Genomic DNA, 12529 nt, shown 5'->3' with positions numbered 1-12529 from the left:
CGCTGACTACGACGACCTCGGAGGCGACTACTTCCTCCGCCGCCACGACAGCCCCGACCGTCGCCGCGACCGCCACCTCAAGGCACTCCAAGACCTCGGATACGAGGTCACACTCGCCAAGGCCTCATAGGCTGCGGTCGATTCTCCTGACAGCCACTTTCCTGCAACCTCGTTGCGTGAAAGTGGCTTTGCTGCAACCGGCGACGGACGGGCGACGGGCGATCGTCGCCCGCTACTGTCCGGCCACCGGCGCCGGGGTCCGCCGGGCTGTCTGCGGCCGGCGCAGGTGCTCGGGCGTGGCGAAGCAGAGCACGGCGACGAGGCCGATCACGAGCACGGCGGCGGGCAGGAGCAGCGACTGGGCCATCGCCGCGCTGAAGCCCTCGTGCAGGGCGGGCGGCAGCACGCCCCCGCCCGCGCCGGCCTCGGCGCCGCCGCTCGCCGGGGCGGCGGGCAGGAGCGCGGCCAGCCGGGACTGCATGACCGCCGCGATGCCCGCACTGCCGAGCACGGCTCCGACCTGCCGCGTGGTGTTGTAGACGCCCGAGCCCGCGCCCGCCCGGGTCATGGGCAGGTTGCGGGTGGCGGTGGTGCTGATCGGGGCCCACATGAAGCCGTTGGCGATGCCCAGCAGCGCGATCGGGAGCAGCAGCTGCCAGATCGGCACGTCGGGGCCGAGGACTGCGGCGAGCCACACCAGCGCCACGGGGAAACTGAGCAGGCCGACGCCTGCGACGACCCGTGGGTGAGCACGGTCGGTCAGCCTGCCGACGAACGGGGCCAGGCCGCCGGCGATGACGGCCATCGGCGCGAGGAGCAGGGCCGACCCGGTGGGGCTGAGCCCGCGCACCTGCTGCGCGTAGAGCATCAGTGGGAACGCCATCGCGGTGACGGCGAACCCGACGGTGGTGATCGCCACGTTGGCCAGGCTGAAGTTGCGGTCGCGGAACAGCTGCAGCGAGACCAGCGGTTCCCCGCGGTTGCGCGCCTGCCAGACGAGGAACAGGGCCAGCACGACCGCGCCCGCGCCGATCAGCGACCACACCGAGATCGGCCCGGCGATGGTGCCCCAGTCGTAGGTCTGGCCCTCCTGGATGCCGAACACGAGCAGGAACATCCCGACCGCGCTCAGCGCCACGCCGAGCAGGTCGAAGCGGTGGACGTGGGTGGGCAGCGCGGGGACGAGGCGGACGGCGAGGACGAACCCCACCACGCCGACCGGGACGTTGATGAAGAAGATCCATTCCCAGCCGAGCCCGTCGATGAGTATGCCGCCGAGGATCGGGCCCACGAGCGTGGCGACCCCGGCCACCGCGCCCCACAGGCTCATCGCCCGGCCGCGCTGGTCGGCGGGGAACGTCCGGGTGATCACCGCCATGGTCTGCGGGGTCATCATCGACGCCCCGAGCCCCTGCAGGATCCGGGCGACGACGAGCTGGTCGACGCTGCCGGTGAGGCCGCACCACAGCGACGCCACCGTGAACGTGGCGAGGCCGGCGAGGTAGACCCGCTTCGGCCCGAACCGGTCGCCCAGCCGGCCGGTGACCAGCAGTGGCACCGCGTACGCGAGCAGGTAGGCGCTGGTGACCCAGACGACGGCGTTCACGTCGGCGCCGAGGTCCGCCATGATCGCGGGCGTGGCGACCGAGACGATGGTCGAGTCCACGAGGATCATGAAGAACCCCAGGACGAGCGCCCAGAGCGCGGGCCAGGGGCCGACCTCGCCGCCCGTCACGGGTTGTCGTAGGGCGGCCATGGCAGTTCCTTCCGTTCCAGCCGGTCGATCAGGCGGCGGAGCCAGCCCAGTTCGGCGGCGTGCATGTCGTGGGCGTACCGGCCGGCGAGCACGTAGGCCTCCGCGACCGAGCGCTCCCGGGCGGCGGCGAGCAGCCCGGCGATCTCGGTGACGGCGGCCTCCAGCCGGTCGGCCCGGGTGGTGAGCAGGTCGATCACCTCGGCCCGGGGGAGGTTGTGCGCCTCGGCGAGGGCGACGGGGAACTGCGGGTACTCGTTGACCGGCGTGGCGAGCAGCGCCCGGATCCGCTCGGCGAGCGCCTCGCGGCCCGCCGGGGTGATCCGGTAGGTGGTGCGTTCCGGGCGGCCTCCGGCGCGGTCGGTACCGGTGGCCTCGACGAGCTCCTGCTCGGCCAGGCGGTCGACGGTGTGGTACAGCGAGCCGGGCCGGACCTTGACGATCCGGTCCGCGTGCCGTTCCAGCAGCAGGCGGTACATCTCGTACGGGTGCATGGGGCGTTCGCTCAGCAGGGCGAGCACGCTCACGCCCAGCGGCGTCACGGCCGGCACGTCACCCCTCCGGTTGCTCCTTGCTGATTACTCCACGCCGAATAGTATGCGCGGAGTGGGAGGGGTGGCCCTGTGTTCCTGCGCACCGATGAGTTCCCGGCGCCGCCCCGGTCTGCCTCGGTGTACCCCGGCCGACCGGCCCCGAGCACCCGGAGGACGCATGTCCCGCAAGCTGTACGTCAACATCGCCGTCAAGGACGTCCAGGCGTCCATCGCGTTCTTCACCGAGCTCGGATTCACGTTCGACCCGCAGTTCACCGACGAGCACGCCGCCTCCATGATCGTCAACGACGACACCGCGTTCATGCTGCTCGACCACGGCCGGTTCGCCGACTTCACCAAGAAGTCGATCGTCGACTCCACCACGGGCACCGAGGCGATCTTCGCGATCGGCGCCGGCAGCCGGCAGGAGGTGGACGACCTGGTCGAGGCGGCGTTCCGGGCCGGGGCCGGCCCCGCCGACGACAAGCAGGACCACGGCTTCATGTACGGCTGGAGCTTCCAGGACCTCGACGGGCACATCTGGGAGGTCATGTACATGGACACGGCGGCCTTCGCGGAGCTGCAGCAGCAGGCCTGAGGGTCCGCCCGCCGACTCGCGGGGACGAACCAGCTAGCCGGCGAGGGCCCCGGACGGCCGCCCGGCGAGGAACGCCAGCACCTCGCGGGCCGCCGCGCGTCCCGCCCGGTTGGCCCCGATGGTGCTGGCGCTCGGGCCGTAGCCCACCAGGTGGATCCGGGGGTCGGAGCGCACGCGGGTGCCGTCGACGGCGATCCCGCCACCCGGCCCGCGCAGCTGCAGCGGGGTGAGGTGGCCGAGGGCGGCCCGCCAGCCGGTGGCCCACAGGATCACGTCGGCCGCCGCGGTGGAGCCGTCCGCCCACGCCACGCCGTCCGGGATGATCCGCTCGAACATCGGCAGCCGGTGCAGCACACCCGAGTCCAGCCCCGCGCGCACCTCGGGGGTGAGCATCAGGCCGGTCACCCCGACCACGCTCTCCGGTGGCAACCCGGCGCGCACCCGCTCCTCCACACGGGCGACGGCCGCGCGTCCGGCGTCGGCGTCGAAGGGGCCGTCGCGGAACACCGGCGGGCGGCGCGTGACCCAGGTGGTCGCCGCCGCGACCGGGGTGATCTCCAGCAGCAGCTGCACCGCGGACGTGCCGCCGCCGACCACGACCACGCGCCGCCCGGCGAACTCGTCCGGCCCGGTGTAGTCGACGGTGTGCAGCTGGCTGCCACGGAAGGTGTCCTGGCCGGGGTAGCTGGGGCGGAACGGGCGCGTCCACGTGCCGGTGGCGTTGATCAACGCCCGCGTCCGCCAGGTGCCCACGTCGGTCTCGACGAGCAGGTTCGGTGCCGCGTCCCGCACCGCCGAGACGTGCACCGGCCTGCGGACCTGCAGGTCGAACACGCGCTCGTGGGCGTCGAAGTAGGCGGGCACCACCTGGGCGGCCGGCAGCGTGGGGTCGGCGGGCTCGAACGGCAGCCCGGGGAGGTCGGAGATGCGGTGGGCGTCGTCCACCCGCAGGGTCGGCCAGCGGTGCCGCCACGCCCCGCCCGGGCCGTCCTCGCGGTCGAGCACCACGAAGTCCGCGCCGGGTTCGAGCCCGGCGCGCCGCAGCCCGTAGGCGGCCGAGAGCCCGGCCTGTCCGGCCCCGATCACGACGACGTCCGTGCGCACGTCCCGTGGAACGCCCGGCCGGCCCCGGGACTTCCCGGCTATGGCGTGACGGGCACCCGCGGCGCGAACGGGGTGGCCGCGAACCGCTCGACCCAGCCGGCCACGTCGGTGGCCGTGACGTTGCCGCCGCACACGACGAGGCCGAGCCGGGCGTCCGGGCCGACCCGGTCGAGCACCTGCTGCGCGGCCGGGACCAGGCAGCCGGCGGCCGGCTCGGTCCACATCTTCGCCTCCTCGGCGAGGGTGAGCGAGCCGCGCACGGCGTCGGCGTCGGGCACGACGATCACGTCCTCGAGCAGGGCCTGCGCGTGCTCGAGGGTCAACGTGGACACGTGCGGTGCGCTGAGCGTGCTGACGATGGAGGTCGGCGCGATCGAGACCGGGGCGCCCACGGCGAGCGCCCGCGCCATCGCGTCGGCGCCCTCGGTCTCCACGCCCCACACCCGCACGCCCGGCACGAGCGCCCGGAACGCGGCCGCCACACCCGCGATCAACCCGCCGCCGCCGATGCTGACCAGCACGTCGGTGACGTCCGGGGCGTCGGCGGCGAACTCGAGGCCGACCGTGCCCTGCCCGGCGACGACGAGCGGGTCGTCGAACGGGTGCACCAGCGTGAGCCCGCCGGCCTGCAGTTCCGTGGTGAGGGCGAAAGCGCCCTGCATGTCGGGGGTGAGGGTGACCGTGGCGCCCGCCGCCCTGGCGGTCGCGACGGACCGCCGCGGGGCCGACTCCGGCATCACGATGGTGGCCGCGACGCCGAGCGACCCGGCGGCGTCGGCGAGCGCGACGCCGTGGTTGCCGCCGCTGACCGCCACCACGCCCGCGGCGCGTTCGGCGTCCGAGAGGCTCAGCAGCTTGAGGAAGGCCCCGCGGGGCTTGAACGAACCGGTGCGCTGCAGCAGCTCGAGCTTGACGGAGACCGGCACGCCGAGGTGCGCCGCCAGCCCGGGGCTCGGCACCGTCGGCGTGCGTACGACGTGCCCGGCGATCCGCTCCGCCGCCGCTTCGATGTCCTCGAGTCCGATCAGATCGCCCACAGGCATCACGCTAATCCCGGGGCTGGCGCATCGCGGGCCGGGGTGGTGGGCTGGCGGCGTGCTGCGCGCGTCGCGGGCGGGGCTGCTGAGCACCCGCTACGAGATCACCTGCGACGAGGCGAGCCTGTGCAGCTGGAAGCCGTCGTCGTTCTTCGGCGGCGGGTCGTTCGAGCTCGCCGGCCGGCACTACGACGTGGCCCGGGGTGGCTGGACCGGACGCCGCTACCGCCTGCTCGACGCCGACGGCGGCGTCGTCGCACTGGCCGACGGGGTCGGGCGGCTGGAGTGGACGCTCGAGGCCGACGGCGTCACGCACCGGTTCGAGCGGCCCGCGGTGTTCCGCAGCGAGCAGGTGCTCGTCCGCGACGGCGAGCGGGCCGGGTCGGTGCGGCGCACCAGCGCGTGGCGGGGCGAAGCGGAGGCCGAGCTGCCCGGACTGCCGCTGCCCGTGCAGGTGTTCGTGCTCGTCAGCCTGCTGGCCGTGTGGGACGAGGACTGAGCCGCCCGCGCCGTTCCGCCCGACCGAGTTGCAGCAAAGCCACTTTCACGCAACCACGTGGCATGAAAGTGGCTTTACTGCAATCCACGACTGCGATCCACGGCGGGCTCACGCCAGCGGCACGACCTCCGGGGCGCCCATCCGGGCGGAGTCGGCCGTCTCGTCGTCGGGCATCTTCTGGCTCTCCCGCTCGGCCTCCACGCGCTTGCGATAGTGCTCCACCTCGCGCTCGATCTGCTCGTCGCTCCAGCCCAGCACGGGCGCGACGAGCCGGGCGGCCTCCTCGACGGCGCCGAGGCCCCGGTCGAAGGTCTCGATGGAGATCCGGGTGCGCCGGGCGAGCACGTCGTCCAGGTGCCGGGCGCCCTCGTGCGACGCCGCGTAGACGATCTCGGCGCGCAGGTGGTCGGGCGCGCCGGTGAGCGGCTCGCCGAGGCTCGGGTCGTCGACGACCAGCGCCAGCACCTCGTGGATCAGCGAGCCGTAGCGGCCGAGCAGGTTCTCGATCCGCGCCACGTGCAGCCCGTACTGCTCCGCGAGCACGTGCGCGGAGTTCTTCAGCGCGGCGAATCCCTCCGCGCCCAGCAGCGGCACGTTCTCGGTGACCGACGGCGGCACCTTCGTGTGGAGCCCGTGCACCGCTGCGTCGATGGCGTCCTTCGCCATGACCCGGTAGGTCGTGTACTTCCCGCCGGCCACGACGACGAGCCCGGGCACCGTGTGCGCCACGGCGTGCTCGCGCGACAGCTTCGACGTCGACTCCGACTCGCCCGACAGCAGCGGCCGCAGCCCGGCGTACACGCCCTCGACGTCCTCGTGGGTGAGCGGCTGCTCCAGCACGGAGTTGACGTGGTCGAGCAGGTAGTCGATGTCGGCGGCACTGGCGGCCGGGTGGGCGAGGCCGAGCTTCCAGTCCGTGTCGGTGGTGCCGATGATCCAGTGCCGGCCCCACGGGATGACGAACAACACGGACTTCTCGGTGCGCAGGATCAGCCCGGAGTCGCCGCGGATGCGGTCGCGCGGGACGACGAGGTGGATGCCCTTGCTGGCTCGCACGTGGAACTGCCCGCGCTCGCCCACCAGGCCCTGCGTCTCGTCGGTCCACACGCCGGTGGCGTTGACGATCTGCTTCGCACGCACCTGGATCGTGCGGCCGGACTCCAGGTCGTGCACCTCGGCGCCGGTGACCCGCTCGCCCTCACGCAGCAGCCCGACGACGCGGGCCCGGGACGCGACGTGCGCGCCGTAGGCGGCGGCCGTGCGCGCGAGGAACATGGTGTGCCGGGCGTCGTCGACCTGCGCGTCGTAGTACTGCAGCGCCCCGACCAGGGCGTCCTTGCGCAGGGACGGCACGATCCTGCGCGCCCCGCGGCGGGTGAGGTGCCGGTGGTGGGGCACCCCTCGGGCCCTACCCGACAGCAGCCCGAGCGTGTCGTAGAGCGCCACTCCCGCGCCCGCGTAGAACCGCTCCCACACGTGGTGGGTGAGCGGGTAGATGAACGGCACCGGCCGGATCAGGTGCGGCGCCAGCGTGTCGATGAGCAGCCCGCGTTCCTGCAGGGCCTCCGCCACCAGCCGGAAGTCGAGCATCTCGAGGTAGCGCAGGCCGCCGTGGATGAGCTTGCTCGATCGGCTCGACGTGCCGGAGGCGAAGTCGCGGGCCTCGACGAGCCCGACGGTGAGGCCGCGGGTGGCGGCGTCGAGGGCAGCCCCGCTGCCCACGACACCGCCGCCGACGACCAACACGTCGAGTTCGGTCGAGCTCATGGCGTCCAACGCGGCCTCGCGGGCCTGTGGGGAGAGCGCGACCGATCTCATGGTGGTTCCCTTCTCGCGTGCGTGGACCGGGGACGGACTTCCCGGATCAGTCCACGTCCACCCAGTCCAACGTCCTGGTGACGGCCTTCTTCCAGCGCTCGTACCCGTTCGAGCGCTGCTCCTCGGACCACTGCGGCTGCCAGCGCCGCGACTCGTTCCAGTTGGCGCGCAGCTCGTCGGTGTTCTTCCAGAACCCGACGGCGAGCCCGGCCGCGTACGCCGCACCGAGTGCCGTGGTCTCCGCGACGACGGGCCGGCTCACCGGCACGCCGAGCACGTCGGCCTGGATCTGCATGCACAGCTCGTTGGCGGTGACGCCGCCGTCGACCTTGAGCACGTCGAGGGTGACCCCGGAGTCCTTTTCCATCGCCTCGGCGACGTCGCGGCTCTGATAGCAGATCGACTCGAGAGTGGCCCGGGCGAGGTGCGCGTTGGTGTTGTACCGGGAGAGCCCGACGATCGCGCCGCGGGCGTCGGAGCGCCAGTACGGCGCGAACAGCCCGGAGAACGCCGGGACGAAGTACACCCCGCCGTTGTCCTCCACCTGGCGGGCCAGCGACTCGCTCTGCGACGCCCCCGAGATGATCCCGAGCTGGTCGCGCAGCCACTGCACGGCCGACCCGGTGACGGCGATGGAGCCCTCCAGGGCGTACACCACCGGCTCGTCCCCGAACTTGTAGCAGACGGTGGACAGCAGCCCGGCCTGCGAGCGCACCAGCTCGGTACCGGTGTTGAGCAGCATGAAGTTGCCGGTGCCGTAGGTGTTCTTCGCCTCGCCGGGGGCGAAGCAGACCTGGCCGACGGTGGCCGCCTGCTGGTCGCCGAGGTCCCCGGTGATCAGGACCTCGCCGCCGAGCGGGCCGCGGGCGAGGGTGCTGCCGTAGCCGCCGGGCTTCGAGCTGGGCTGGATCTCCGGCAGCATCGACCGCGGGATGCCGAAGAAGCCGAGCAGCTCGTCGTCCCAGTCGAGCGTCTCGAGGTTCATCAACATCGTGCGGCTGGCGTTGGTGACGTCGGTGACGTGCACGCCGCCGTCCTTGCCGCCGGTGAGGTTCCACAGCAGCCAGGTGTCGGTGTTGCCGAAGATCGCGTCGCCGCGCTCGGCCGCCTCCCGTGCGCCGTCGACGTTCTCGAGGATCCACTGGATCTTGCCGCCGGAGAAGTACGTGGCAGGAGGCAGGCCCGCCTTCTGCCGGATCACGTCGCCGCGGCCGTCGCGCTCCAGAGCGGAGGCGATGCGGTCGGTGCGGGTGTCCTGCCAGACGATCGCGTTGTAGAGCGGACGCCCGGTGCGCTTGTCCCACACCACGGCCGTCTCGCGCTGGTTGGTGATGCCCAGCGCGACGAGGTCGGAAGCGGACAGCTTGGTCTTGTTCAGCGCGGTCTGCAGCACCGCGGACGTGCGTTCCAGGATCTCGACCGGGTTGTGCTCGACCCAGCCCGCCTGCGGGAGGATCTGCTCGTGCTCCAGCTGGTGGCGGCCCACCTCGTTGCCGGAGTGGTCGAAGATCATGAAGCGGGTGCTGGTCGTGCCCTGGTCGACGGCACCGACGAACTCGGCCATGAGTTGTCTCCTCGCTCGTTACTGGGGGACGTCGCGGCCCACGGGGGTGGCCACGTCCTCGGACGGGATGTAGCGGTTCACGAGCAGCTGGAACAGCCCGCCGCCGATGAGCCCGCCGATGATCGGCGCCACGATCGGTAGCCAGAAGTAGACGACGCCGTTCTGGTCGAGCCAGGCGGTCTCATAGCCCGTGATGAACGACGCGAGACGCGGCCCGAAGTCCCTGGCGGGGTTGATCGCGTAGCCCGCGTTCGCGCCCCACGCCATGCCGATCCCGACCACGAGCAGGCCGATCATGAACGGGGCGGTGTTCGCCAGCGGCGGGTTGTTCCGGGCGTTGACCAGCGCGAAGATCACGAAGACGAGGATCGCGGTGCCGACGATCTGGTCGAAGAAGGCGGTCGGGATGCCGACGCCGTCCACCCCGTTGCCCGGCAGCGTGGAGAAGATGCCCTGGCTGGCGATGGTGTGCTCGGGGTCGACCTTGGCGATCAGGTCGGCGTACACGAAGCGGACGATGAGGGCCGCCACGAACGCCCCGGCGGTCTGGGCGAGCGAGTACGGCAGGACCTTGCGCCAGGGGAAGCCCTGGAACGCGGCCAACGCGATCGTCACCGCCGGGTTGATGTGCGCGCCGCTGATCCGGCCCGCCACGTACACGCCGAACATCACGCCGAAGCCCCAGGCCCAGGCGATCGAGTCGTGGTCGCCGAGGCTCCCGTCGGGCGTCGTCACCACCTGGGCGACGACGCCGACGCCGAACAGGATGAGGATCATGGTGCCGAGGAACTCGGCAAATAGCTCCCCGATGTACGAGTTCTTCGCCATCGAAGCCCTCCCTGAGAGATCCCGCCCCGGTGGCGGGTGCGGGGGACGCTAGAAAGCGGCGGGAGGCGGGTCAATAGTTACTGTTCGGCATTGTCGAACCCCCGGTCGGGCGAACATCACACTGCTGATCCGGGGCCTCCGGCGCGCTGCGTAGAGTCCCGCCCATGCCGGGCTCCATCCAGTCCATCGAGCGGGCCGCAGCGGTACTGCGGCTGCTGGGCAGCACGGAGCGTCCGCTCGGGCTGAACGAGCTCGCGGCCGCGCTGGACCTGCCCCGGCCCACCGCACACGGCATCGTCCGGACGCTGCGCGACGTGGGGTTCGTCGACCAGGACGTGGAGACCTCCCGCTACGTGCTCGGCGCCGGGCTCCGCGAGCTCGGCAGGGGCGGGTGGGACCCCCACGACCTGCGGGCCCGCGCCATGAACTGGGCCGACTCGCTGGCCGGCAGCTCCGGGCTCGCCGTCGTGCTCGGGGTGGCCACCGGTCGCGCCGTGCGGCTCGTGCACCACGTGTTCCGGCCCGACGGCTCGGCGCAGCGGATCCGGACGGGGGAGGAGCAGCCGCTGCACGCGACGGCGCTCGGCAAGTGCCTGCTCGCGTTCGCCCCGGTGGCCACGCCGCCCGCCCGTGACCTCGACCTGCAGCGCTGGACCGGGCGCACCTGCGTCACCGTCGCGGCGCTCGAGGGGCACCTCGGAGTGGCGCGGCGGCGCGGGTGGGCGAGCGACGTCGGCGAGTACGAGACGGGCGTGGGCGGTGCGGCGGCCCCGGTGCGGGCCAGCGGCGGGATGGTGGTCGGCGCGCTGGGCGTCGTGGGGCCGGTGGAGGACCTGTTCGGGCTGGGCGGGGAGCTGCGCCCGTGGCTGGCCGAGCAGCTCGTCGGGGCCGCCCGGGAGATCTCGGCGTCCCTGACGGTGACGCCGTGACCCCGCGAGTCGCCCGTCCCCGCCACACGAGTCGCCCGCTTTGGCCGCGCGAGTCGCCAGCTCCCGCCAGCCGAGTCGGCCGCTTTGGCCAGCCGAGTCGCCCGCTTTGGCCAGCCGAGTCGCCTGTTCCTGCCCGCCGAGTCGCCCGGTTTGGCCACGCGAGTCGCCCTCGGGCGCTCGCGCCTCGTCCGGGACAACTCGACCGTCGTTTTCGAGCGAATCGCGTGTCGATTCAGCGCGACTCGCGTGTCGATTCGGGGCGACTCGCGTGTCGTTTTCGGGCGACTCGCGGGGGGACGGCATGACTGAGCGGGTCGTCGCGGCGATCGACCAGGGCACCACGTCCACCCGGTGCCTGCTGTTCAACCGGTCCGGGCGGATGCTCGCCGTCGCCCAGCGCGAGCACCGCCAGCACTACCCGCGCCCCGGGCTCGTGGAGCACGACGCCGCCGAGATCTGGCGCAACGTCACGCGGGTCGTCCCCGCGGCGCTGCGCAACGCCGGGCTCAGCCCGGACAACCTCGTCGGCCTCGGCATCGCCAACCAGCGCGAGACCACCGTGATCTGGAACCGACACACGGGCGTGCCGCTGGCCAGGGCGATCACCTGGCAGGACACGCGCACCGACGGCATCGTCGCGCGCCTGGCCGAGGACGGCCACGCCCCGCTGATCAAGGAGATATGCGGCCTGCCGCCCGCCACCTACTTCGCCGGTCCGCGGCTGCGCTGGCTGCTCGACCACGTCCCCGGCGCCCGCGAGGGCGCCGAGGCGGGCGACGTGCTGTTCGGGACGATCGAGACCTGGCTGATCTGGCGCCTCACCGGCCGCCACGTCACCGACGTGACGAACGCGAGCCGCACGATGCTGATGGACGTCCGCACGCTCGAGTGGTCGGAGAAGCTGCTCGACGTGCTGGCCGTGCCGCGGCGGATGCTGCCGGAGATTCGGCCCAACGCCGAGGTCTACGGCACGTGCACCACGGTGCTGCCCGGGGTGCCGGTGGCGGGCGCGCTGGGCGACCAGCAGGCCGCGCTCGTGGGCCAGGCCTGCTTCTCACCGGGCGAGGTGAAGTGCACCTACGGTACCGGCGCGTTCCTGCTGATGAACACCGGGAGCACGTTGGCGGAGTCGACGCACGGGCTGATCCCGACGGTCGGGTACCTGCTCGGCGACGCGCCGGTCTACGCGCTGGAAGGCGCCATCGCGATGACGGGCTCACTGGTGCAGTGGTTCCGCGACTCGCTGGGGATGATCCCCACCGCCGCGCAGATCGAGACGCTCGCGAGCACCGTGCCGGACAACGGGGGCTGCTACATCGTCCCCGCGTTCTCCGGGTTGTACTCGCCGCGTTGGCACCCGGACGCCCGCGGCGTGATGGTGGGCCTGACGTCGTTCATCAACCGCGGGCATCTCGCCCGCGCGGTGCTGGAGGCCACCGGCTGGCAGACCCGTGAGGTCGTCGACGCGATGAACGCCGACTCGGGCGTGCCCGTCACCCGGCTCAAGGTCGACGGCGGGATGACGGCCAACCACCTGCTCATGCAGTTCGTCGCCGACGTGCTCGACGTGCGGGTCGAGCGGCCGCTCGGGTCGGAGGCGGTGTCGCTCGGCGCGGCCTACGCAGCCGGGCTGGCGGTGGGCCACTGGTCGGACGTGGAGGTGCTGCGCGCCAACTGGCACCGCGCGGCGGCGTGGGAACCGGCGATGGACGCCGCACTGCGCGCCCGCGAGCGCGAGAACTGGGGACGGGCGGTGAACCGCAGCTACGGGTGGGTGCAGACGCCCGCGGGGGACTAGCGCGACCGGGTCGTCGGTGCACGCAGCTCAGCGGATCTGTGCTGTCGGGTGCCCGCCACATCGCCGAT

At 72.6% G+C, this 12529-nt stretch carries 11 protein-coding genes; 4 read left to right on the top strand and 7 right to left on the bottom strand.

The features are described from left to right. Positions 1-232: 232 nt before the first annotated feature. Positions 233-1756: a DHA2 family efflux MFS transporter permease subunit gene (locus KME75_RS08410; RefSeq protein ID WP_219413972.1), complete on the bottom strand. Its 1524-nt coding sequence runs from the start codon at positions 1754-1756 to the stop codon at positions 233-235. After that, positions 1732-2304 (bottom strand): PadR family transcriptional regulator, encoded by a 573-nt coding sequence (locus KME75_RS08405; RefSeq protein ID WP_308282647.1) that lies wholly within the window; start codon positions 2302-2304, stop codon positions 1732-1734. The genes KME75_RS08410 and KME75_RS08405 overlap by 25 nt, the downstream gene beginning before the upstream one ends. Before the next feature lie 160 nt (positions 2305-2464). Here KME75_RS08405 and KME75_RS08400 point away from each other — a divergent pair, with 160 nt between their 5' ends. Beyond that, positions 2465-2884 carry a VOC family protein gene (locus KME75_RS08400; RefSeq protein ID WP_219413971.1) on the top strand — a complete coding sequence of 140 codons (420 nt, stop codon included), beginning with the start codon at positions 2465-2467 and terminating at the stop codon, positions 2882-2884. A 33-nt stretch (positions 2885-2917) separates the two neighbouring features. Here the strand turns inward: KME75_RS08400 and KME75_RS08395 are convergent, their stop codons facing one another. Together KME75_RS08395 and KME75_RS08390 are read right to left on the bottom strand one after the other, a co-directional pair. After that, positions 2918-3988: an NAD(P)-binding domain-containing protein gene (locus KME75_RS08395; protein ID WP_219413970.1), complete on the bottom strand. Its 1071-nt coding sequence runs from the start codon at positions 3986-3988 to the stop codon at positions 2918-2920. Between the two features lie 38 nt (positions 3989-4026). After that, positions 4027-5025: a threonine ammonia-lyase gene (locus KME75_RS08390; RefSeq protein WP_308282646.1), complete on the bottom strand. Its 999-nt coding sequence runs from the start codon at positions 5023-5025 to the stop codon at positions 4027-4029. 58 nt (positions 5026-5083) lie between these two features. On the opposite strand from KME75_RS08390, the gene KME75_RS08385 reads away from it, so the two are divergent. After that, positions 5084-5524: a hypothetical protein gene (locus KME75_RS08385; RefSeq protein ID WP_219413969.1), complete on the top strand. Its 441-nt coding sequence runs from the start codon at positions 5084-5086 to the stop codon at positions 5522-5524. A gap of 108 nt (positions 5525-5632) precedes the next feature. On the opposite strand, the gene KME75_RS08380 is transcribed toward KME75_RS08385, so the two are convergent. The 3 genes from KME75_RS08380 to KME75_RS08370 are packed head-to-tail and all read right to left on the bottom strand — an operon-like array spanning position 5633 to position 9734. Beyond that, positions 5633-7342, bottom strand: a complete 1710-nt coding sequence (locus KME75_RS08380; RefSeq protein ID WP_219413968.1) for a glycerol-3-phosphate dehydrogenase/oxidase — start codon at positions 7340-7342, stop codon at positions 5633-5635. Positions 7343-7388: 46 nt separating this feature from the next. Further along, the gene (gene glpK, locus KME75_RS08375) at positions 7389-8906 is read right to left on the bottom strand and encodes a glycerol kinase GlpK (protein WP_219413967.1); all 1518 of its coding nucleotides are present in this window, start codon (positions 8904-8906) and stop codon (positions 7389-7391) included. Positions 8907-8924: 18 nt separating this feature from the next. Then, positions 8925-9734, bottom strand: coding sequence for an MIP/aquaporin family protein (locus tag KME75_RS08370; RefSeq protein WP_219413966.1), 810 nt, complete (start codon positions 9732-9734; stop codon positions 8925-8927). Positions 9735-9898: 164 nt separating this feature from the next. Here KME75_RS08370 and KME75_RS08365 point away from each other — a divergent pair, with 164 nt between their 5' ends. Further along, positions 9899-10663, top strand: a complete 765-nt coding sequence (locus tag KME75_RS08365) for an IclR family transcriptional regulator (protein ID WP_219413965.1) — start codon at positions 9899-9901, stop codon at positions 10661-10663. Between the two features lie 301 nt (positions 10664-10964). Beyond that, positions 10965-12461 carry a glycerol kinase GlpK gene (glpK, locus tag KME75_RS08360; protein ID WP_219413964.1) on the top strand — a complete coding sequence of 499 codons (1497 nt, stop codon included), beginning with the start codon at positions 10965-10967 and terminating at the stop codon, positions 12459-12461. The last annotated feature ends 68 nt before the right edge of the window (positions 12462-12529 follow it).

It is taken from the genome of Pseudonocardia nigra (assembly GCF_019396355.1).
GTDB lineage: Bacteria > Actinomycetota > Actinomycetes > Mycobacteriales > Pseudonocardiaceae > Pseudonocardia > Pseudonocardia nigra.
This window is presented reverse-complemented; position numbering and strand designations above follow the sequence as displayed.

What these genes read in the sequence shown, in the direction of transcription:
- KME75_RS08410 (WP_219413972.1), bottom strand. Translation starts at nt 1,756, where the DNA reads ATGGCCGCCCTACGACAACCCGTGACGGGCGGCGAGGTCGGCCCCTGG.
- KME75_RS08400 (WP_219413971.1), top strand. Translation starts at nt 2,465, where the DNA reads ATGTCCCGCAAGCTGTACGTCAACATCGCCGTCAAGGACGTCCAGGCG.
- KME75_RS08380 (WP_219413968.1), bottom strand. Translation starts at nt 7,342, where the DNA reads ATGAGATCGGTCGCGCTCTCCCCACAGGCCCGCGAGGCCGCGTTGGAC.
- glpK (WP_219413967.1), bottom strand. Translation starts at nt 8,906, where the DNA reads ATGGCCGAGTTCGTCGGTGCCGTCGACCAGGGCACGACCAGCACCCGC.
- KME75_RS08370 (WP_219413966.1), bottom strand. Translation starts at nt 9,734, where the DNA reads ATGGCGAAGAACTCGTACATCGGGGAGCTATTTGCCGAGTTCCTCGGC.
- KME75_RS08365 (WP_219413965.1), top strand. Translation starts at nt 9,899, where the DNA reads ATGCCGGGCTCCATCCAGTCCATCGAGCGGGCCGCAGCGGTACTGCGG.
- glpK (WP_219413964.1), top strand. Translation starts at nt 10,965, where the DNA reads ATGACTGAGCGGGTCGTCGCGGCGATCGACCAGGGCACCACGTCCACC.